Below are 18,327 nucleotides of genomic sequence, written 5' to 3' on the forward strand. Positions count from 1 at the left end.
AATTCACAGCATACCGTTGCTAATTGAAGGGATGAAGCGAGGACAAAATCACCCTGAATCAGCATTGTCAGATTAACTCCTCTCAAGGCTCAGCAACGCCCACAGCATACTTCAAATGTCATGCATTTCATCCCCCTTGAGCCAACAACTTATAGCAGCGCGAATGAGCTGATAAACCGATCGACATCTGTCTCATTATCGTCAATAGCAAATAGCAAATAGGCACGCTCATTGACAAGATAGAAACGCATGTCAATGGTTCCTTCATCATGGCTATAGCGATAGCGCCGACCTGGGTGCCCCCCCAGCTGAACGTTCACTTCTACAGCCTTTAAAACTGCAGGGTCAATGTCTTCAAATGAGTCTCTTAGATTATTGAGAACAACCTCTGACCCTTGGCTCAGAAAAGTGGTGGGCAAATCAGAATACGCAACCATATATTGACTGTTAGAACTAGACGTTTCAAAGATATGGATTGCAACCGGATCCCCTTCAATGTCATCATCCTCAGTGGTGACGTCTGGAGGTGTGGGAAATGCGATCTCAAAACGTCCTGGTGATGATGAATATAAAGAACTTTGGGCAAGTTGCCATGGAGCCACAGGTTCAAAGGCAGCAACCGGCATGCCAGGCAGCATGCCCACAGCTCCTATAGCACTCAAGGCAATCACACTTTCCATCATTAGACGACGGATCAATCGAGATCTATGCATACTCATAAAGTTAGTCTCCAAAACTAGTCGGTCGGAACATCGGGCTACCTAACGTTTCTATAGATTAGTTTTGAGACTCTAATGATCACTACGCCCAACCGGTTCACCCAATCGGGTGATTGAGCCAGTGCTTGTTGATTTGGAATACAGTCTTCTACCAAAGGTGGTCATGAACAAACACCTGTACCACCCTAGAGCTGATCCAAGTCAGGTATTAATAACCAATTGACTAATAACTCCACACCTCAAAAAGTGCCAGGCTCGTCACTTCGTATTTTAAATTTGCCTCAGGCGGACCTGAGTCTATAGAATGTTAGACTGCACTAGTTTTATTACGGGTCAAAGAAGGAGACTGGGCCACATAAACCGTTTTTACGTTGAAGGATTGCATCCAAAACGTACTCAAAGCGCGCTTTATCTGGGCTCGAGCAGAATCATTATGGCAAAACGGGTTCAGTTAGTTCTAAGTCAAGATATTAGCAAGCTAGGTAAGACAGGCGACCTCGTCGAAGTAGCTCCTGGCTATGCTCGCAACTATTTATTGCCTCGTGGTTTGGGGTATCGGGCAACTCCCGGTGTGCTCAAACAGGTAGAGCGCCGCCGTGAAGAGGAGCGTCAGCGCCTTGAGCAGATTAAGCAAGATGCTGAAGCCATGAAGACTGCGATCGCAACCATCGGTCTCTTCACCATCAAGAAAGAGGTGGGCGAAAATGAGGCAATCTTCGGTACAGTCACTGCTGATGAAGTTGCCGAGCTGATCAAGACCAACACTGGTAAAGACATCGACAAGCGCGATATTGATGTTCCCCCCATCAATAAGCTGGGTGAGTACACTGTGCTGGTTAAGCTCCACGCTGAAGTCACTGCAGAACTACGGCTACGGGTTGCTTAGGTTATCTAACCCACTGCAGGCATTGCGCTTAAATGCCTGCAATACAATGCACTCATCATTCGATCAAGCCCTAGGTTGCTCATCAAATCTAGGGCTTCCTTATGGGCAACCAACGTACGCGAACTAACTATGAAAGGGGATGAATGCTTTGCAAAAGCCCCCTGAGAACTCTGACACACTAGATCATGTCAGGGCAAAGCGCATATAATACAAATGAACTAAAAAACCTGTAGCCAGGTTATAAATACTCGTTTTCCCTGTTATCTTCTCTATCTATAGCGTTTTGTAATCACCCTTGACGCTAGATGTGGATGGCTAAGATACTGATAAACAGGGAGTGGCATAGACTGCTACGTAACTATCCGGCATGCGCTTCAAATATTTTCATGCCGCTTGCCGCTCCCCTCTTTTAGCTCCCCTCACCATATTGCCTGAAGGTCATCATGGCTAAAGAACATAAGTTTCAAGCAGATTTTGATCGCCTACCACCTCAGAACATCGACGCTGAAGAGGCTATCTTAGGCGGTATTTTATTGGACCCAGAGGCCATGGGTCGTGTTACTGAAATTTTGGTCCCCGATGCCTTTTATATTGCCAGTCACCGCGAAATCTATCGAGCTACCCTTGAACTACAGGCTAAGGGCAAACCCACTGACCTGATGACCGTTGCCTCCTGGCTCAAAGATCACAACTTGCTTGAAAAAGCTGGCGGGCAAGCCCGCTTGGCCCAGCTGTTTGACCGCACCATCAGTGCCGCTAACATTGACCAGTACGCCAAACTGGTCATGGATAAATACACCCGCCGTAAACTGATCCAAATCGGGGGTGAAATTGCCCAGCTCGGCTATGAAACTGAAACTGCCATCGAAATGGTCCTCGACCAGTCTGAGCAAAAGATCTTCGGCATTACCCAAGAGCGTCCCCAGCAAGGGCTCACTGCGACATCTGACATCCTGACTGAAACCTTCGACGATATCGAACAGCGCTCCATGGGCATGGTGCTGCCTGGTCTATCTTGTGGGTTTTACGATTTAGACGCCATGACTCAGGGGTTTCAGCGATCTGATCTGATCATCGCTGCTGGACGTCCGGCCATGGGCAAAACAAGCTTTGTCCTGAACGTGGCTCGCAATATCGCAGGCGGACACAAGCAACCCATCGCTATATTCAGTTTGGAGATGTCCAAACAGCAGCTCGTGTATCGTCTGCTATCGGCAGAGGCCAGAATTGAAAGTGGTCGCCTACGCACTGGGCGCATTGGGCAGCATGAGTGGGAACCTTTGGGACATGCCATTAGCTCTCTGTCTCAAATCCCCATTTTTATCGATGATACGCCCAATATTTCAGTCACCGAGATGCGTTCCAAATGCCGTCGTCTTAAAGCTGAAAATGGTGGTGCCTTAGGACTTATCCTGATCGACTACCTCCAGCTGATGGAAGGCAGTAGCGATAACCGAGTCCAAGAACTCTCTAAAATCACGCGATCGCTAAAAGGGCTTGCCAGAGAACTCAATGTGCCAATTATCTCTCTCTCCCAGCTCAGTCGTGGCGTAGAGTCGCGTACCAACAAACGCCCCATGATGTCCGATCTTCGTGAAAGTGGATCTATCGAGCAGGATGCAGATTTAATTATGATGCTGTATCGAGAAGAATACTACGACCCTGACACCCCTGATCGAGGTCTCGCAGAAGTCATCATCGCTAAGCACCGTAATGGTCCTACAGGAACCATAAAATTGTTATTTGAACCCCAATATACTCTCTTTAGAAACCTTGCTAAACCAAATTCATAGGAGAACTTCCTCACTTACTCTTCAACTCGATAGCCAAGTTCCGCCAGGTGCGATCGCGACTGCCGCCATCGGTCTTGCACTTTCACAAACACCTCTAAGTACACCTTGCCAGCAATGAGCTTTTGCATTTGCTCACGGGCAGCTGTATTAATTGTCTTCATCATCGACCCTTTTTTGCCAATGAGAATTCCTTTTTGAGACTTGCGCTCTACATAAACTGTCGCCAGTACATTGGTAATCTTAGGCGTTTCCTCAACTGTTTCAATCGTTACAGCAACAGAATGGGGAATTTCTTCACGGGTATGCAACAACACCTGCTCACGAATTAACTCGCCCATGATAAAACGCTCAGGCTGATCGGTGACTAAATCAGGTGGATAGTAATAAGGGCCAGCATCTAGTCGTTCGATCAAGCTTGATTTCAAAGCCGCCAGCCCTGTCTCTGTCACCGCTGAAAATTTACACACAGGCCAGCCATTCTCATCAGCCAGCGCTTGATAACTAATATCAATCATCTGGGCCTTAGTCTCAGACTGTAAATCAGCTTTATTGATACCTAGAACAACCGGCACCTCACTACGCTTCAACAAATCTGCAATAAACAAATCACCACGACCTAACTCGCTGGTACCATCCACCACGAACAACGTCACATCCACAGAGTTGATGGCAATGCGGGCATTTTTGACCAGCACTTTGCCCAACTCATGGTGGGGTTTGTGAATACCAGGGGTATCCACAAAAATGACCTGCGCCTCCGGCAACGTCATCACCCCACGCAGGCGATTGCGCGTCGTCTGGGCAATGGGCGAAGTAATGGCAATCTTTTGCCCCACCATCGTATTCATTAGCGTTGACTTTCCCACATTGGGACGTCCCACAATCCCAACAAATCCGGAACGAAACCCCGGTGGAGGTGTTGGGGCTCCCCCCAGATCAATGGCCATACTTATTCTATAACTCTAACTATTAACTCTTTTCCATTACCCAGTGGGCAGCAGACCACCTTACGTTTCACCCGTAATGTGAACTACAACATCTCGGTGATAACCATGGCTACGATGTTCCCACAGGTAAATTCCCTGCCAGGTACCCAACGCCAACCGACCATTTATGATAGGAATCTGCTCCGATGTATGGGTCAAGGCCGTCCGCAAATGGGCAGGCATATCATCTGGTCCCTCAGCACTGTGGTTATAGTAATTACCCTCAGGTACTAACTTGGCCAAAAAGTTTTCCATATCAACCAGCACATCCGGATCTGCATTTTCTTGGATCACCAAACTGGCTGAAGTGTGGCGTAAAAACAAACAGCAAAGCCCGGTTCTCACCCGAGATTCACGGACAGCATCTTGCACCTGCATCGTAAATCGCTGCAATGATTTAGGACGGGTTTGTAAGGTTAGCACAGTCTGATAATGCACGGACGTTGACGTGGTAGGAATCATGGTGATGCCCTCTGAAGTAAAGACTCATCATGCTTTTCAGCATAGAGCAGGACTTACAGTCACGTCCAAGTTGCAATCTGTAATTTCTTTTAAGGTACGCCAAGCATTTTGGACAAGAACAAAGCCTAGTCCAGGGTACATGGGTTTGCTACCTAACACCTAAAGTTTCCACCTATAAACGTTGTATCAATTACCGAGTAGGGAATCTTGAGCTTACAGATACCGGGTGTTTTTAAGACCTTGACATCGCATCTACCTTGAGCCTAAATGCTGCCTCCAAGCCCGATCATTGTCATTATGCAGGGAGTTGCTGCATGGAATCATTGGCGTCGCATGCAAGCACCTGACACAGAGGCACCTCAACTGAGAGAGGCACTGTTGATCCGAGCCGAGTTACCTAGGGTTAACCTCAGTCAAGTGGACGGCTGTATCAGTAATTTCTCTGGTGCTAATTTATTTCAAGCCAACCTTTCGCAAGCAATTTTCTACACCGCAAATTTATCCCAGGCCAAGTTGGATTGGGCCAGATTGACAGGCGTGGACATGCGGGAAGCTAACCTCAGGGATGCCAGCTTGATTAGAGTGGACGGACAGCACACCAATTTTGCCATGGCGGATCTACACGGTAGCAACCTCAGGGAAGCCATCTTAACCGACAGTAACTTTTGCAAAGCATCCTTAGCAGGCGTTGATGGCTGCATGGCGCAAATGAGTCAATGTAATCTGAGCCATACAGACTTGCAGAACAGCCTTTTTTATACTGCTGATCTGCAACAGGCTAACTTGCGACAAGCCAAGCTCACCTCAGCTGACTTCCGTGAAGCCAATTTAACCCAGGCAATTTTAGAAGATATCAATGCCTGTCACACCAGCTTTGCCAGGGCAATTTTAGACCGGGCAATTCTAACGGGAGCTTTGCTAGCAGACGCTAACCTGACGATGGCTAATTTAAAGCTCACCATCCTCAATAAGGCTAATCTCAGCAATGCCCAGGTGCAAAATGCCGTTTTGACGGAGGCCAGTCTTGTGGGTGCAACACTCTGCCAGGCGCAGTTGCAAAATAGCAACATGGCTCAAACAGACTGCCGCAATACCCTCTTTAGTGAAGCCAATCTGGAAAACGTAAATTTGCAAGGGGCTGACCTGAGTGGAGCCAATTTGAGCAAGGCTGCATTACAAGGCGGTTGCTTAAAAGATGCCAAATTGAAACATACCAACCTGAGCCACGTTGATCTACGCCATACTGATTTAACGGGTGCCGATTTAAGTCATGCTATTTTAGCTGGCACGCAATTACCCAAAGGGTATGAGCCAACCCAGTATTCCGTGAGCGAAACAGAGTCCTGTAATAGGCAAGTGGCTTAGGGTTAACTCAAATAATCACTAATTGCATTTGAGATCGCACCATTACCATCCGTGGCCAGTTTCTCGCCTGTAGGGGGTACCAGGGGTTGCTCTAAAAACGACCAGTCCCCCTTAAAGAAAGTATGGCTATCTAAAATTTGGTGATAGGCATGGCGTTGGATACCATTCATCAGCAAGGGGGCTTCGGCAAAGCCCTCACGGGGCAGCGTCACGACACCGCGATCTAGACGACAGGCTTCGGCAAAGGTGCTATATCCGGGTTTAGAAACGATGCGATCGCACACCACCATGATGTCCGCAGGCCGCAGCCCAATCTCCGCAATCTTAATCAGGTTCGGTAACTCTGGTGCATTGCGATCAAAGGTGAGAAACTGCCAATGGGGATAGGCCCGTAATGCTGTCTCATAGGGAATTTGAGATAACCCTAGCCCACCAAACGTCAGCAGAATGGTTCGATCGATAGGAACCGTAATGCCAAATTTCTCTCTGATTACATTGGCTGACAGCTTAGGATTTCCCCCGTGAGACCGACATCAGTGATGTTAGGGAAAGCGACCATATCTTCATGGAAAGGGAGACGAAAAAGGCGATCGCAATCCCCAAAGCAGCCTGCAATCCAGTCTGCAATTGCCTCAAATTCACCTCCCCAGGGCCGATAAATAAAGTCCCAACCAAAATTCCCCATCATCCAGCAGGGTAAATTCACAGCCTTAGCCAGCTGAGTTAATAAAGGAGGAATATCCCCCATAATCAGGTCAATGCCTGTGTTTCTAATAAACTCAACTTCTGGTGCCAGAATCTCATCCTGATGCTCATAAATCCATTTAAGTTTCTCCAAGGTGGCAACCTTATCCATTGTCAAGCTGTCACTTTGTAATACACCAATATCAAAACTCACCGCTCGATAGGTCACTTGCTCAGGCTGTAGATAAGATTGCAATAACCATTGGGGAGCCGTCGTTGCCAGAATAATCTCTACATCGGGTCGACTCTGTTGCAATGTTGCTGCCATGGAGGCAGCACGGGTAGCATGGCCAAACCCATGGTTAGTAACTGCGAGATAAAGCTTAGGCATAAACTTTTGTTCTTTCTATTAACATTTAACAATTCAGCCTTACGGGCACCTCTATTTATTGATTTTTTGAGGAATCGAGTCTCAAATAAGACTGTTATCCAGCCTTGTTTCTGGAAATCAGAATATGAAATAAACACCCCCCATGCATTGTGTCCGTTTTAGAGCTGAATATCCCATCCTTTAGGCAAATACTTCAGCCATGTCTTGTTTTTGCCAGAAGACATACCGCTTGAGATTGTAGGTCAAGTTTTTGAGGCCGAGCATGGTTTTGGCCCTGGCTAACCCAATGGTGCGAACAACTTTGCCCCCCATCTCATTGACCATCGACCCAAATACATGTTCAACCTTGGCCCGGGTTTTTGAACGCTCACGATTGTCCGCTATCTGCACCTCTGTTAGGGGGCGATTGCGATAGGCTCGTTCGTTAATATGGCTCTCAAAACCCATCATCTCTAACACGGTGACAATCGCTATCGAGAGATAGGCGCTATCGGCCCAAATCTCATCATCAGAATTGTCCGCATCTAGCAGTTGACCCAATACCTGAGAATCATGAACCGAGGCATCGGTGACCGTATACCGACGAATAAACCCATGCCCCGCATCCCGATTGATATGGTTTTTATACCCGTAATGAGACGTGCCATTCTTTTTGGTCCAACGAGCCTCCACATCCTTTTGGGATAGCTTATGAGGCTTGTCCTGCCAATCCTCAGGCACCTTGCCTGCTTTGACCTCGGCATTATCGTCTCGACTATTCCGTTGTTTAGGCACTGGCACTAAGGTGGCATCGACGATTTGACCACATTGGGCTTGGTAGCCCGTTGCCTTCAGATAGGCCCCAAACTGCTCAAATAGTCCTTCCACTAACTCGGCCTGGCGTAAGCGCTCCCGAAATGACCACACCGTTTTCGCGTCTGGCACCGCATCTTCCAGGCCCAGATGTAGAAATCGCATAAATGACAACCGGTCATTCACTTGGTATTCCAGCTCATCGTCACCAATGTTGTAGAGCTGTTGCAGGATTAACAACTTAAACATGAGGATGACATCTATCGGGCGACGACCTGCTTTACGCTTACGGGATTTGACATACACGCTTTCTAACAGCGGTCGAAACTCATCCCACGGAATCAGCTCGTCCAGGCAGGTCAACAGGTCTTTTTTTGATTCCAGCTTTTGATGACGGATCTCAAAATCCCAAAATCCTTGTTGTCCCATCAGAAGTCTCCCTGTCAACCCTAATCCGTAACCATGATCTCATATTGAGACTCTATTTTTGAATTAATCGAGGTGCCCTTTAGTAAATCTTCCCTGCACTTCCAGGCCCATTTGCACATTTTCCAGTGCAGTCAGGCTACCATGCAGGTTATGGGCTTGAAATATATAACCATTATTGCGCCGCGCTTTAACTAGAGCCTGCCCACTGGCCTGGCATAACTCATGTCCTATGACTTGTAGGCTCCCGGATTGCGCCGAGCGTAAGCCACCAATCAGGGTGAGCAGCGTGGTTTTTCCAGAACCAGAGGGACCCGTCATAATCACAATTTCTCCAGCTGCAATGTCTAAATTGATGTCAAACAAGGCTTGTTTGCGCAGTTGCCCAGAGCCAAAATAATGGTCTAACTTGTGAACAGAAATAGCAGGTGCAGTCGTCATAGGTCTGTGAAAGAGAAATAGAGACGGAGATGGAGATTAACGGGTAGGGGCTGTGCCTTGTGCCAGCCCTCCAACACCAGGCTAGAAAATATCGGCAGGATCAGCCGCTTGGAGACGACGGGTTGCGATCGCACCGGAAACATTACACATCACCAGCGTCAGCAAAAACACCACAAACGTTCGACTCACAGGCATCGCAATCGGCAACGCCGTCGCTGTAGCCGTCAGACTATAGGCACCAAGGGCAATAGCTAAGCTGGGGAAAAATCCTAGAAATGAGAGAATCAAGGCTTCTTCAAAAACAACACCGAGAAGATAGCTATTGCGATAGCCCATAGCCTTAAAGGTGGCGTACTCAGCTAGATGACTATTCACATCTGTGGAAAGCACCTGATAGACAATCACCACTCCCACAATAAAGCCCATGGTCGTTCCGAGACCAAACACAAACCCAATGGGAGAGTTAGCCTGAATCTCATTTAACTCAAAGTCAATATAGCCATCATGGGTTAACACCATGACATCTTCCGGCAGACGAGCTATGAGTTGTTTTCTCACTTGCTCAGGGTCATAGGCGGGATCGACATTGATCAACCCTAAACTGACAGTGCCTGCTTCACGCCTAGGAAACAATCGTAAAAAATTTTGACCGCTGGTGATCAAGGCCCCATCATCAGAAAAGGATGCGCCTACGGTGAACAACCCTGAAACCGTTACCGTATTCACACCCACCTCAGTTGTGGCCAATTGTCCTGCTTGCACTTTGGCAATCATCGCTTGATAATCACCCCGCGACGCCTGATCAAAGAGAACATGATACGGCATTCGAGTCTCCGAAATTTTGGCATTCACCTCAGGAATATCAAAGGCAGGGCGATGGGGATTTTGCCCAACAATCATCATGGAGGTTTTCTTACGGGTTTGAGGATTACGCCACTCTACAGAGCCCACATAAAGAGCATCGGCAGCAACAACCCCCGGTACATCCTGTGCTTGATATAACCGTCGACGAGGAATAGTACGCAATTGTCCAAAATTCTTGGCCTGGGTACTAATCAGGACAATATCTGACTGAAGAGACCGAGGGTATTGGGTGTTGGTTTTATAGAGCGCATCTGAAAACCCTAACTGCATAAAAATCAGCACATCGGCAAAGGTGATACCGGCGATCGCAGTTAGCAATCTCATTGGGTCGTGTTTTAATTGCAACAACCCTAGGGGCGTTCGTTCTTGGAGAGATTTAATAATTTGGAGAGGGTTCATGGGAGCAATAGAGGTGGGAGCACCCCGTGTAGAGACGTTCCATGGAATATCTCTACACGGGAATATGGGAACGAAAATCTATTTAATTTGAATGGCGGCGGTGACCTGCAAATTTGTTAACGTTGCCACCGTCTCACCATCAGGGTCATCGAGTTGAATATGAACCTCTACGACCTTGGCATCAATATTGGCCGCCGGATCTTCATTGACCACCTGTTGCGATTCCACCTGAAGACCAATTCGTTGAACCGTTCCCTGTAGAACATCGTCAATAGTAGGCGTCGTAATCTCCACCCGCTGACCAGGATTTACCTTGGCAATATCATCCTGGTACACCTCAGCAACCACCATCATTTGCTGGGTATGGCCCAGGGTGGCAATCCCTTCATCACCGATGGTTTCTCCCGAGCGAGTATGAATTTTCAGTACTTGTCCGTCGCGGGGAGAGCGCACATAAGCCTGATCAAGGTTGGCTTGCGCTTCAGCCACGCCTGCGATCGCAGATTGCACGTCCGCCTCAGCTGCATCCACATCCACCGGACGCACCTCTGCAATCCGGTCGAGGGTGGCACGGGCCTGGGTAATTTGCTCCTGACCTGCTGACTCAATTCGTCCTAGAGAAGCTTGAGCTTCCTGAAGCTGGCGTTGGGCTGTGGTGTAAGTCAGCTGTTTAGCATCGCGCTGGGACGCCGAGACCGCCCCCTGCTGATATAGCGACCCATAGCGCTGGGCCTCAATTTGAGCATGTTGCACTTCAGCATCCAGGCGAGCAACCGTCGCTCGCTGGGCACTGATATTACCAGCCTGGTCAGCCTCAAGCCGAGCGATTTCTGCCACTTGCGCCTGCAATTCACCAGTTTGGGCACCCGCCTGAACTTGGGCCAGCTGGGCGCGGGCAATTTGCACTTGTTGCTCAGCTTTTTGCAACGCGGCTTGCATGCGATCTCGATTATCCAATATCGCAATGACCTGCCCCGCCTCCACAACATCACCCTCTTTCACCAGTAGCTCCTGAATCCGACTCTCCTGGGCAGAAGTAGGGGCCGTCAGAGCAATCGTTTCACCGTCTGGCTCCAAACGACCTAGAGCGGTCACTGATGTGATTTCAGGCAGCACAGCCACCTGCTCTTCACGCTGATTCAGGACCTGAGCACTACGCCAAGCCGTAACGCCCACTACGCCTAAAACAGCGACACCCACAATCAACCACCACTGACGGCTTACAGCTATTTTTTGGGGATTTATCAGATTGAGATTCATGAGCTTACGCAACTCGCTATACTTTATTTTACTAAACGGTTTAGTAAAGTCAATAAAAATCAAAACGGTTTAGTAAAATGAGATCCCGTTTCCCACCCCCCCCGGAGTTATTTGAGTGAGCCCTGTTACCCCTGCCCCATCCGACGCATCCTCAGATCCTAAAGCTGACAAAGCCAAAGCGATTCTGGCCGGTGCTTTCGAAGTGTTCATGGCCCAAGGGTATGCTGCAGCGAGTATGGCTCGTATTGCCAAGGCAGCAGGGGTATCAAAACCCACGCTATACAGCTATTTTCAGGATAAAGAGGGATTGTTTGTCGCATTAGTGCAACAGCTGCTGCACAAAAGCAGCAACATGATGGGAAACTTGCCTGCACGTGCGGAAATGCCCACCTCGCCTGACGTCATGCTGCGCAAAATGGGGCGATCATTTATCAATGAGGCGGTTAGCAATCAACCGTTCCTCACCCTGATGCGCTTGATTATTGGTGAATCTGAGCAGTTTCCTGAACTAGCCCAAACCTTTGTGCGAGAGCTGACTAAACCTTTATTGGAAAGGCTATCGACTTATCTGGCAAATCATCCCGAGCTAGAGTTTACAGATCCTGAGATTGCGGCTCGGGTCTTTTCCGGCTCGATGGTTCACTATCTGATTGTGCAGGAGATGATGGGCGGGAAAGAGATTATGCCGTTAGAGTGCGATCGCATGGTCGATGGCTTAGTTGATCTCATGATGGCCGGCGGTCATTATCAGGCATAAACAACTCGCAGTGATCGGAGTTCGACTTCACTGATCCCCCGCGAAATAGCTGGCTGAGCGGAGTCAAAATCAACATCTCCTGAAGAAGCATTAGCCCACCCTGCACTCAACCAATACCGACAAGAACGGGTATGGTTGTCCCTGAGCAATCTTCAACATGTCCCAGTCATCGACCCAATGCTAGAAAGCATCATCTGGATCCTTCTCACAGGCTTTTTTGCCGGACAAATCGCCCGACGGCTCAAAGCCCCAGCCCTGGTCGGCATGGTCCTCGCAGGTATCATCCTCGGTCCCCAAGTCGCTAACGTGCTCAGCCCTGGAGTGCTGGGTGCAGCCGACTCTCTCCGTACCATTGCTGTCATGGTGATCCTCATGAAAGCTGGTCTGGGCCTAGACCGTGAAAAGCTAACCCAGCAAGGCACCGTCGCCCTAAGACTTGGCTTCTTACCCGCCACCTGTGAAGCTATCACCGTCGCTCTAGCTGCTATCTGGCTCTTTCAATTTGATTTAGCCACCGGACTACTGCTCGGCTGCATCCTTGGAGCAGAATCTCCAGCGGTCATCGTGCCAGGAATGCTGCGCCTCAAGAGTCTTGGCTGGGGTGTCAAAAAAGGTATCCCTGACGCCATTTTGACTGGTAGTGCTCTGTCAGATGTGCTGCTATTGCTCGTATTTAGCCTACTGCTAGCCTTTGTCACCCAAGGAACCGCCACAGGCATCGCGTTTGGTGGTCTCAGCCTCAGCCCTGTGCAACTTCTGCCACTTCAGGTCATCCTGCAAGTCAGTTTAGGCATCATATTAGGCTGGCTCACGGCTCGTTTACTCGTAGTAGTTTTAGCAAAACAAAACTGGACTCAGAATGTCGTTCAGGATGCCCTAGTTGCTGCCAGTGTTGCATTACTGCTGGTTGTCCTGGCAGAACATATCCCTATTTTCTCTGGCTATTTAGCCGTCATGGCTACCGGATTCTTTCTTATTGAGTTCGATCCCCCCCTGGCAAGGCGGCTAAGAGAAGGATTCAACAGTCTGTGGGTTGCCGCTGAGATTATTCTGTTTGTATTGCTAGGAGCTAGCATTCAGCTCCATGTTTTAGAAGATACTCTCCTGGTCGGGCTGTTGATATTGGCTATCGGCACATTAGTAGGACGTTCTCTCGGTTGGTATCTGGCCACGTTAGGTAGTAACTGGACTCGCAAAGAACGCCTGTTTTTACTCTCAGGCAATTCCGCAAAAGCCACAGTACAAGCAGCAATTGGGGCTATTCCCTTAGCTCAAGGAGTGGATGGAGGAGAAACAATCCTTGCCCTCGCGGCTCTATCGATTTTAGTGACGGCTCCCTTAGGGGCTTGGGCTATTCCCACCTTTGCCCCAAAACTGCTAGAAAGAGGGGATGTGGACCCAACCAAAGTCTCTGTAAATCGCCGTATTGTTCTGCTCGCAGCAGTTGACACCTCTCCACTGGCTGAGCAAGTCCTCACAAAAGCGGCTGATCTTGCCCGAAGATGCGACGGCCATACGGTAGTCTTACATGTGCAACAAGTTAACGATCCTCAAAGTGTCAAAAAACTGAAACAACAAACCCAGCAACATTTAGCTGACATCCGCCATCAGTTCATCACCACATCCGGAGCGATTCCTACAGAGATTCTACGCACCGCTCAAGACTATGGAGTTGCAGAAATTGTCATGGGTAAACGGGGCAATCGCCATCTAGAAAATTTACTCGTTGGCTCCGTTTCACGAGCAGTCGTAGAAACTAGCCCTTTACCAGTTGTCATTGTAGAAGCAACTTCATAGTAAGGTTTAGCGGGCAAGGACGCCAAACACTTTGCTGTTGGCAAAAGTAGAATGCCCCCCCCACAGACACGACGACTAACCCCAAGGTCCAAAGCCAATCTTTTCCCTTAATTGGCTTGAGTCTGAGCAGTTGGCATTTAGAATTATTGCGGCATAATGTCTAAAACCACTCGGTTGCGACGAGAGATTATCCATTATCAAAACGCCCGTCTACGCGACTCGGGTGCATTTTTTTGTTATCCAGACAATTCTTCTGGTATCCATCCGAGACAGCGAGAGGCCCAATCCTCGGTCTCTGAATTCTCAGTTCCGCCCGGCACAAAGTATCGTTTCAGGAATTCGCCTCCAGACATCGGAAGCAAATCAAAAAACCAAGCACTATCGTCAGAGAATACAAATCCATCAGTCAATGTTGCCAAACAACCCGCAAGTAAACCATAGCTGAGGTTGATTATTCCAGGCTGGCCAGCCGAACGGCGGAACGTCCAGTAGTGTCCCGTTGCGAGGCACTGGGAAACCGTTTCAGACATCGGTGATAAACGCTTCATTTTGAGGTAATCCGACCAGACCTCGCGAGTTAAATCATCTATTTGATCGAAGTAACTGTCCGTGCCTCCGGCTACGGTTGGGATAACAAACCAAGCATAGGATTCATCAATGTCCCATGACATCGGTGAATCAAGGTCGAGTGGTATCAAGTCGCCACCATTCGATTTGCGCATTTCGACAGAAAGTTGCGCTCTTGCACCGATGTTCGCCAATCGCGAGCTGAGAGTACGATTTGCCGCAGTCAGCAGTTCGTTGAAAGTCGGAATCTGAGTGTGTCGAGGGTAGACTTCAAACGTTGTGCTCATTGCCGTCGATTGAGTGTCCTATGTCTGGATAACAATTTATTAGAGGGAAATTTTCAACCTATCTCATCTACATGGCGGATTAGGTAAAAATAGTTCTGGCTAAGAGGATTGCACAAAAATAAGGTCCCAGGTTGAGGCTGTAGATGGGTGGAGGAGTGATGGGGTAACAGGGGAATTATTTAAGCGCGGGAATCTAAGATCCTTATACGGATTGTTAAGTGGAAAGATGTCAGCCCAATCTGCTGATATAGATGACTAGGTTTCAAGTTCCAGTATATTCATTTTTCCTGGCTAGGGATCGAGCTACTTGAGAGCTATTGATTTATCAGGCTCTACAAAAATCTATGTCATCACTGCCTCTCAAGAACTGTGAAGCTAATATATGAGTACATTCAGCCAGCCATAGAAGGTTCAAGTCATGCGCACATTAACCAAATGGTCAGTTGCAGACTATCAGCACATGCGAGATCTAGGTATTCTCGATCATCGGCGCTGCGAACTCATCAACGGAGAAATTTGGGACATGGCTCCAGAAGGCGCATTTCACCGATTTATTAATGATCGCGGTGCCGAGTACCTGAGACGCATTCTGCAAGATCAGGCTAAGGTTTTTGAAGCTCATCCCATCACCCTTATTGACTCTGAACCACAACCGGACATCGCCATTGTTCGTCTACCTGATACCCTCTATCTAAAACGTCATCCTTACCCGGAAGATATTTATTGGTTAGTTGAGGTGGCAGATACCACCCTAACCTACGATTTGAATATCAAACGAAAGCTCTACGCTCAAGCAAGCATCCAAGAGTATTGGGTCATTAACATCACAGATAGGCAGCTAACCGTGTTTAGAGACTTACACAATGGTGATTTTGTAAGTCAGAACACCTTCAGCAACGGCAGTATACATCCAATTGCCTTTCCTGATATTGCTATTGAAGTTCACAAATTAGTCAATATTCCAGAGTGATGCAAGACGGGACGCTGACTAGCGAAAATTACAAGCTACGCCAGCCCATAAATAGGTAACCATACCATCCGGCTCATTAGCATCCAACAAACCAAACAAGCTATTGGATGCATTAAACTCTGTTCCTAAACTACTTTCTATTACCCCAACATCATAGTTCTCTTCCAATTCCACTAACGTTGAGCCTAGACCAACACCATCCAACGTTGTCAAGTTTGCACTCTCAGTCTCTGGACGTACTGTCCAACCAACAAACTGATTCTCCATCGCATTGAGCGTAAAACCATTGGACCAAGTAATGAAACTCATGGGTCCAGCACCACATTCGCCATTCTCCGCTGTTTCTGTGGGTTCTCCTAGGGACGCAGAAATCGCTGTTTGGGACGTCTCAAGATCTGTCTCAAAGGGAATGGTTTGAGTTTTTCCAGACTGCTGATCGACCACTAATACGCCTTCTCCAGACAGAGCGAGAGCTACACCCGTCAATTCTTCTGCCGGTAATGCATCTGGATCATCGATTGGCTCATCGATTGGGAGGGGCTCTTCAACTGGAATAGATTCAGCCGGTGGCTGTGTAGTCTCTGAGCTAATATCACCAGCATCTGACGATGTTGCATCACAGGCTGTCACCGGCAACAACAGAAGCAAACTCAAGGGGAACAATGCTTGACTGCGTATGCTTTGTATAGCAACAGTTTTAAAGAGAATCATTATTGTTTTTTCAGAGGTTGTTTGAAGCACTATCAAATATACATTCTTAATGCGGCCCACATTTGAGCACAACAGTTTCTGAAAACTGTTGCTGCAGTGTAGTCAATGTTTCTAGGCTAGGTGCTTGACCAAATGGCTTACCCAGATCGTCGGGGGTAGGAATCGTAGCCAGTGTTGTTTGCTCAATGTCAGTGACCACAACTACTTGAGCAATCTTGCGCTGGTTGGCCTGACTCTTGTCATACAGGTCGCTGTAGGGCTTGACCACAGCTGTCTGCCACTGGGCAGGGGGGCAATAACTCTGATCGATAATCACAGTCACTTCTGGGACTTGAACCCCATAGCGTAGCCATAGCCCCAGGCCACCAAAGGCTAACCAGCCCAGGCCAAGGGTACTCAACAAACGTTTTGTCGGATTTTGTGGGGCCATTACAGGTTTACTTGGAATAAGTCCTTAAACAAGGTTTGTACATTGTCGGGGTTGCCTTGCTTCACGGTAGACTCTCGCAGGCTAGCAATGGCTTGTAGTTCGGCTTCATTGACGTTGCCGTAGGCGATGGGATAAAACCGCACTTCGCTATAGGCCATGATGTCTTGGACATCGCGGAATAGGTGCCCCTCATTAACATCACCATCACTGAGCAGTAGTAGGTAAAATCGACCGTTGGGGTCGTTGGCTCGTTTTTCCATCAGGTCTGCTAAAGCCACCATCACACCGTCGTACATGGCGGTACCGCCATCGGCTTGGAGCTGGTCAATGGCGGCCAATAGTTTTTTCTGCTGCAGCTCATCAAAGGGAGTCAGCTCCAGCCGTCGGACTGGCTGATCGGCAAAGGTGACTAGGCCCACCTGGTTGCCTTGGTTAATTTGTTGACTGGCAATGCGCAACCCGGCTTGAACAGCCTGCAGGGGTTCACCTTCCATGGACCCGCTAGTGTCAATCACCATTTCGAGATAAACCGTACGACCACTATCTTTATTGCTTTTCCAAGTGGACTGGGCCGCTAGTAGGGTTTCTCCATTGGGGATGGGGGGATGGGCAGCCTTGAGATAATCGGTGTCAACAAAGCCTTGATTATTGGCCAGTTTTATCATGTCAGGAGACTGGGCAAAGGCGGCGAACTTTTGCAGGGCAGCGGCGGTTTCGGGAGTATTCCAATCAAAACCCACTAGAGGATTGTTGTGGGGAATACCAAAGGGAATAAATTCAGTGGATTCAAATCCAGCGACCTGTTTGAGGGCCTGGTAGTTTTGATATTCCAATGGAAATGCCTGGAGTTTGGTCTGGTCTCGGAGGAAAAGTTCCTGCAGCTCTAATGTAGTCGGTGTGGTGATCAGCACCTGGGATTGAAACTGGTCAAAGACCGATGTTACTTGGGGGGTTTGTAACTCGGCTTTGGTCAACGCCCCACCATCTTTTTGATGACCAGCGGCACGCCAATAGAGGGTGTAGAGCAAATTTAAGGCGGTGGAGCTTTTATAGGGATTGGGGTAGGCTACGCTGATTTGGCCTGCTGCGATCGCATTCAACAAACTATCAAACGTAACCTCACCGCTACCCTCCAGCTGTTGGTAAACATCACTGGGCACCACCCACCCAGCCGTATTCGCCACCAGCCGCTCGGCCACGGGGGTCACCTGAATGCCCTGACTTTGGATCATCGATACCCATAGATCGTTCGAAGGGCTATAGCCCGTGGGCTGGGCCACCCCTGCACCGATGAGGCGAGCGGCGGTACCGGAAGCAATTTGACGGATACCCACCTGGAT

General features: G+C 48.6%; 16 protein-coding genes and 2 pseudogenes. 6 read left to right on the forward strand and 12 right to left on the reverse strand.

The genetic code is table 11. The features are described from left to right. Positions 1-149: 149 nt before the first annotated feature. Positions 150-719: a hypothetical protein gene (locus DXZ20_RS03480; protein ID WP_163659146.1), complete on the reverse strand. Its 570-nt coding sequence runs from the start codon at positions 717-719 to the stop codon at positions 150-152. A gap of 433 nt (positions 720-1,152) precedes the next feature. Here DXZ20_RS03480 and rplI point away from each other — a divergent pair, with 433 nt between their 5' ends. Together rplI and dnaB are read left to right on the forward strand one after the other, a co-directional pair. Continuing rightward, on the forward strand, positions 1,153-1,605 hold the full coding sequence (gene rplI / locus DXZ20_RS03485) for a 50S ribosomal protein L9 (RefSeq protein WP_163659145.1): 453 nt from the start codon (positions 1,153-1,155) through the stop codon (positions 1,603-1,605). A gap of 443 nt (positions 1,606-2,048) precedes the next feature. Then, on the forward strand, positions 2,049-3,398 hold the full coding sequence (dnaB, locus tag DXZ20_RS03490; RefSeq protein ID WP_163659144.1) for a replicative DNA helicase: 1,350 nt from the start codon (positions 2,049-2,051) through the stop codon (positions 3,396-3,398). Positions 3,399-3,412: 14 nt separating this feature from the next. Here dnaB and era read toward each other — a convergent pair whose 3' ends face one another. Beyond that, positions 3,413-4,345 (reverse strand): GTPase Era, encoded by a 933-nt coding sequence (gene era, locus DXZ20_RS03495; protein WP_163659143.1) that lies wholly within the window; start codon positions 4,343-4,345, stop codon positions 3,413-3,415. A gap of 60 nt (positions 4,346-4,405) precedes the next feature. Continuing rightward, positions 4,406-4,846 (reverse strand): secondary thiamine-phosphate synthase enzyme YjbQ, encoded by a 441-nt coding sequence (locus DXZ20_RS03500; RefSeq protein ID WP_163696428.1) that lies wholly within the window; start codon positions 4,844-4,846, stop codon positions 4,406-4,408. Between the two features lie 267 nt (positions 4,847-5,113). On the opposite strand from DXZ20_RS03500, the gene DXZ20_RS03505 reads away from it, so the two are divergent. Continuing rightward, positions 5,114-6,211 carry a pentapeptide repeat-containing protein gene (locus tag DXZ20_RS03505; RefSeq protein WP_163696431.1) on the forward strand — a complete coding sequence of 366 codons (1,098 nt, stop codon included), beginning with the start codon at positions 5,114-5,116 and terminating at the stop codon, positions 6,209-6,211. A 2-nt stretch (positions 6,212-6,213) separates the two neighbouring features. Here the strand turns inward: DXZ20_RS03505 and DXZ20_RS03510 are convergent. The 5 genes and pseudogenes from DXZ20_RS03510 to DXZ20_RS03530 form a co-directional block, all read right to left on the reverse strand. After that, positions 6,214-7,286: pseudogene (locus DXZ20_RS03510) on the reverse strand (glycosyl transferase). 180 nt (positions 7,287-7,466) lie between these two features. Then, on the reverse strand, positions 7,467-8,507 hold the full coding sequence (locus tag DXZ20_RS03515) for an IS5 family transposase (RefSeq protein WP_163696094.1): 1,041 nt from the start codon (positions 8,505-8,507) through the stop codon (positions 7,467-7,469). Between the two features lie 78 nt (positions 8,508-8,585). Further along, positions 8,586-8,945, reverse strand: a pseudogene (locus DXZ20_RS03520) (ATP-binding cassette domain-containing protein); the annotation flags it as partial. An 81-nt stretch (positions 8,946-9,026) separates the two neighbouring features. Further along, positions 9,027-10,208: an ABC transporter permease DevC gene (gene devC, locus DXZ20_RS03525; protein ID WP_163696433.1), complete on the reverse strand. Its 1,182-nt coding sequence runs from the start codon at positions 10,206-10,208 to the stop codon at positions 9,027-9,029. 78 nt (positions 10,209-10,286) lie between these two features. Beyond that, a complete protein-coding gene (locus DXZ20_RS03530) occupies positions 10,287-11,468 on the reverse strand; it encodes an ABC exporter membrane fusion protein (protein ID WP_163696435.1) in 1,182 nt (393 codons plus the stop codon). 115 nt (positions 11,469-11,583) lie between these two features. Between DXZ20_RS03530 and DXZ20_RS03535 the strand changes: the two genes are divergently transcribed. Beyond that, positions 11,584-12,225, forward strand: a complete 642-nt coding sequence (locus DXZ20_RS03535; protein ID WP_163696437.1) for a TetR family transcriptional regulator — start codon at positions 11,584-11,586, stop codon at positions 12,223-12,225. Between the two features lie 177 nt (positions 12,226-12,402). After that, positions 12,403-14,022, forward strand: a complete 1,620-nt coding sequence (locus DXZ20_RS03540) for a cation:proton antiporter (RefSeq protein WP_163696440.1) — start codon at positions 12,403-12,405, stop codon at positions 14,020-14,022. 236 nt (positions 14,023-14,258) lie between these two features. Here the strand turns inward: DXZ20_RS03540 and DXZ20_RS03545 are convergent, their stop codons facing one another. Then, a complete protein-coding gene (locus tag DXZ20_RS03545; protein ID WP_163696442.1) occupies positions 14,259-14,876 on the reverse strand; it encodes a hypothetical protein in 618 nt (205 codons plus the stop codon). 418 nt (positions 14,877-15,294) lie between these two features. On the opposite strand from DXZ20_RS03545, the gene DXZ20_RS03550 reads away from it, so the two are divergent. Beyond that, positions 15,295-15,846, forward strand: coding sequence for a Uma2 family endonuclease (locus DXZ20_RS03550; protein WP_163696444.1), 552 nt, complete (start codon positions 15,295-15,297; stop codon positions 15,844-15,846). Between the two features lie 18 nt (positions 15,847-15,864). Here the strand turns inward: DXZ20_RS03550 and DXZ20_RS03555 are convergent, their stop codons facing one another. The 3 genes from DXZ20_RS03555 to DXZ20_RS03565 form a co-directional block, all read right to left on the reverse strand. Continuing rightward, complete coding sequence (locus DXZ20_RS03555) at positions 15,865-16,500, reverse strand: hypothetical protein (RefSeq protein WP_163696446.1); 636 nt, start codon at positions 16,498-16,500, stop codon at positions 15,865-15,867. A 103-nt stretch (positions 16,501-16,603) separates the two neighbouring features. Beyond that, on the reverse strand, positions 16,604-16,987 hold the full coding sequence (locus DXZ20_RS03560; RefSeq protein ID WP_163696448.1) for a hypothetical protein: 384 nt from the start codon (positions 16,985-16,987) through the stop codon (positions 16,604-16,606). Then, the coding region (locus DXZ20_RS03565) for a VWA domain-containing protein (protein ID WP_163696598.1) at positions 16,987-18,327 on the reverse strand (1,341 nt) is incomplete at its 5' end. The genes DXZ20_RS03565 and DXZ20_RS03560, both read right to left, overlap by 1 nt.

Source organism: Adonisia turfae CCMR0081, from assembly GCF_011009555.1.
Lineage (GTDB): Bacteria > Cyanobacteriota > Cyanobacteriia > Phormidesmidales > Phormidesmidaceae > Leptothoe > Leptothoe turfae.

What these genes read in the sequence shown, in the direction of transcription:
- DXZ20_RS03480 (WP_163659146.1), bottom strand. Translation starts at nt 719, where the DNA reads ATGAGTATGCATAGATCTCGATTGATCCGTCGTCTAATGATGGAAAGT.
- DXZ20_RS03530 (WP_163696435.1), bottom strand. Translation starts at nt 11,468, where the DNA reads ATGAATCTCAATCTGATAAATCCCCAAAAAATAGCTGTAAGCCGTCAG.
- DXZ20_RS03550 (WP_163696444.1), top strand. Translation starts at nt 15,295, where the DNA reads ATGCGCACATTAACCAAATGGTCAGTTGCAGACTATCAGCACATGCGA.
- DXZ20_RS03515 (WP_163696094.1), bottom strand. Translation starts at nt 8,507, where the DNA reads ATGGGACAACAAGGATTTTGGGATTTTGAGATCCGTCATCAAAAGCTG.
- era (WP_163659143.1), bottom strand. Translation starts at nt 4,345, where the DNA reads ATGGCCATTGATCTGGGGGGAGCCCCAACACCTCCACCGGGGTTTCGT.
- devC (WP_163696433.1), bottom strand. Translation starts at nt 10,208, where the DNA reads ATGAACCCTCTCCAAATTATTAAATCTCTCCAAGAACGAACGCCCCTA.
- DXZ20_RS03540 (WP_163696440.1), top strand. Translation starts at nt 12,403, where the DNA reads ATGCTAGAAAGCATCATCTGGATCCTTCTCACAGGCTTTTTTGCCGGA.
- dnaB (WP_163659144.1), top strand. Translation starts at nt 2,049, where the DNA reads ATGGCTAAAGAACATAAGTTTCAAGCAGATTTTGATCGCCTACCACCT.
- DXZ20_RS03500 (WP_163696428.1), bottom strand. Translation starts at nt 4,846, where the DNA reads ATGATTCCTACCACGTCAACGTCCGTGCATTATCAGACTGTGCTAACC.
- DXZ20_RS03545 (WP_163696442.1), bottom strand. Translation starts at nt 14,876, where the DNA reads ATGAGCACAACGTTTGAAGTCTACCCTCGACACACTCAGATTCCGACT.
- DXZ20_RS03560 (WP_163696448.1), bottom strand. Translation starts at nt 16,987, where the DNA reads ATGGCCCCACAAAATCCGACAAAACGTTTGTTGAGTACCCTTGGCCTG.
- DXZ20_RS03505 (WP_163696431.1), top strand. Translation starts at nt 5,114, where the DNA reads ATGCTGCCTCCAAGCCCGATCATTGTCATTATGCAGGGAGTTGCTGCA.
- rplI (WP_163659145.1), top strand. Translation starts at nt 1,153, where the DNA reads ATGGCAAAACGGGTTCAGTTAGTTCTAAGTCAAGATATTAGCAAGCTA.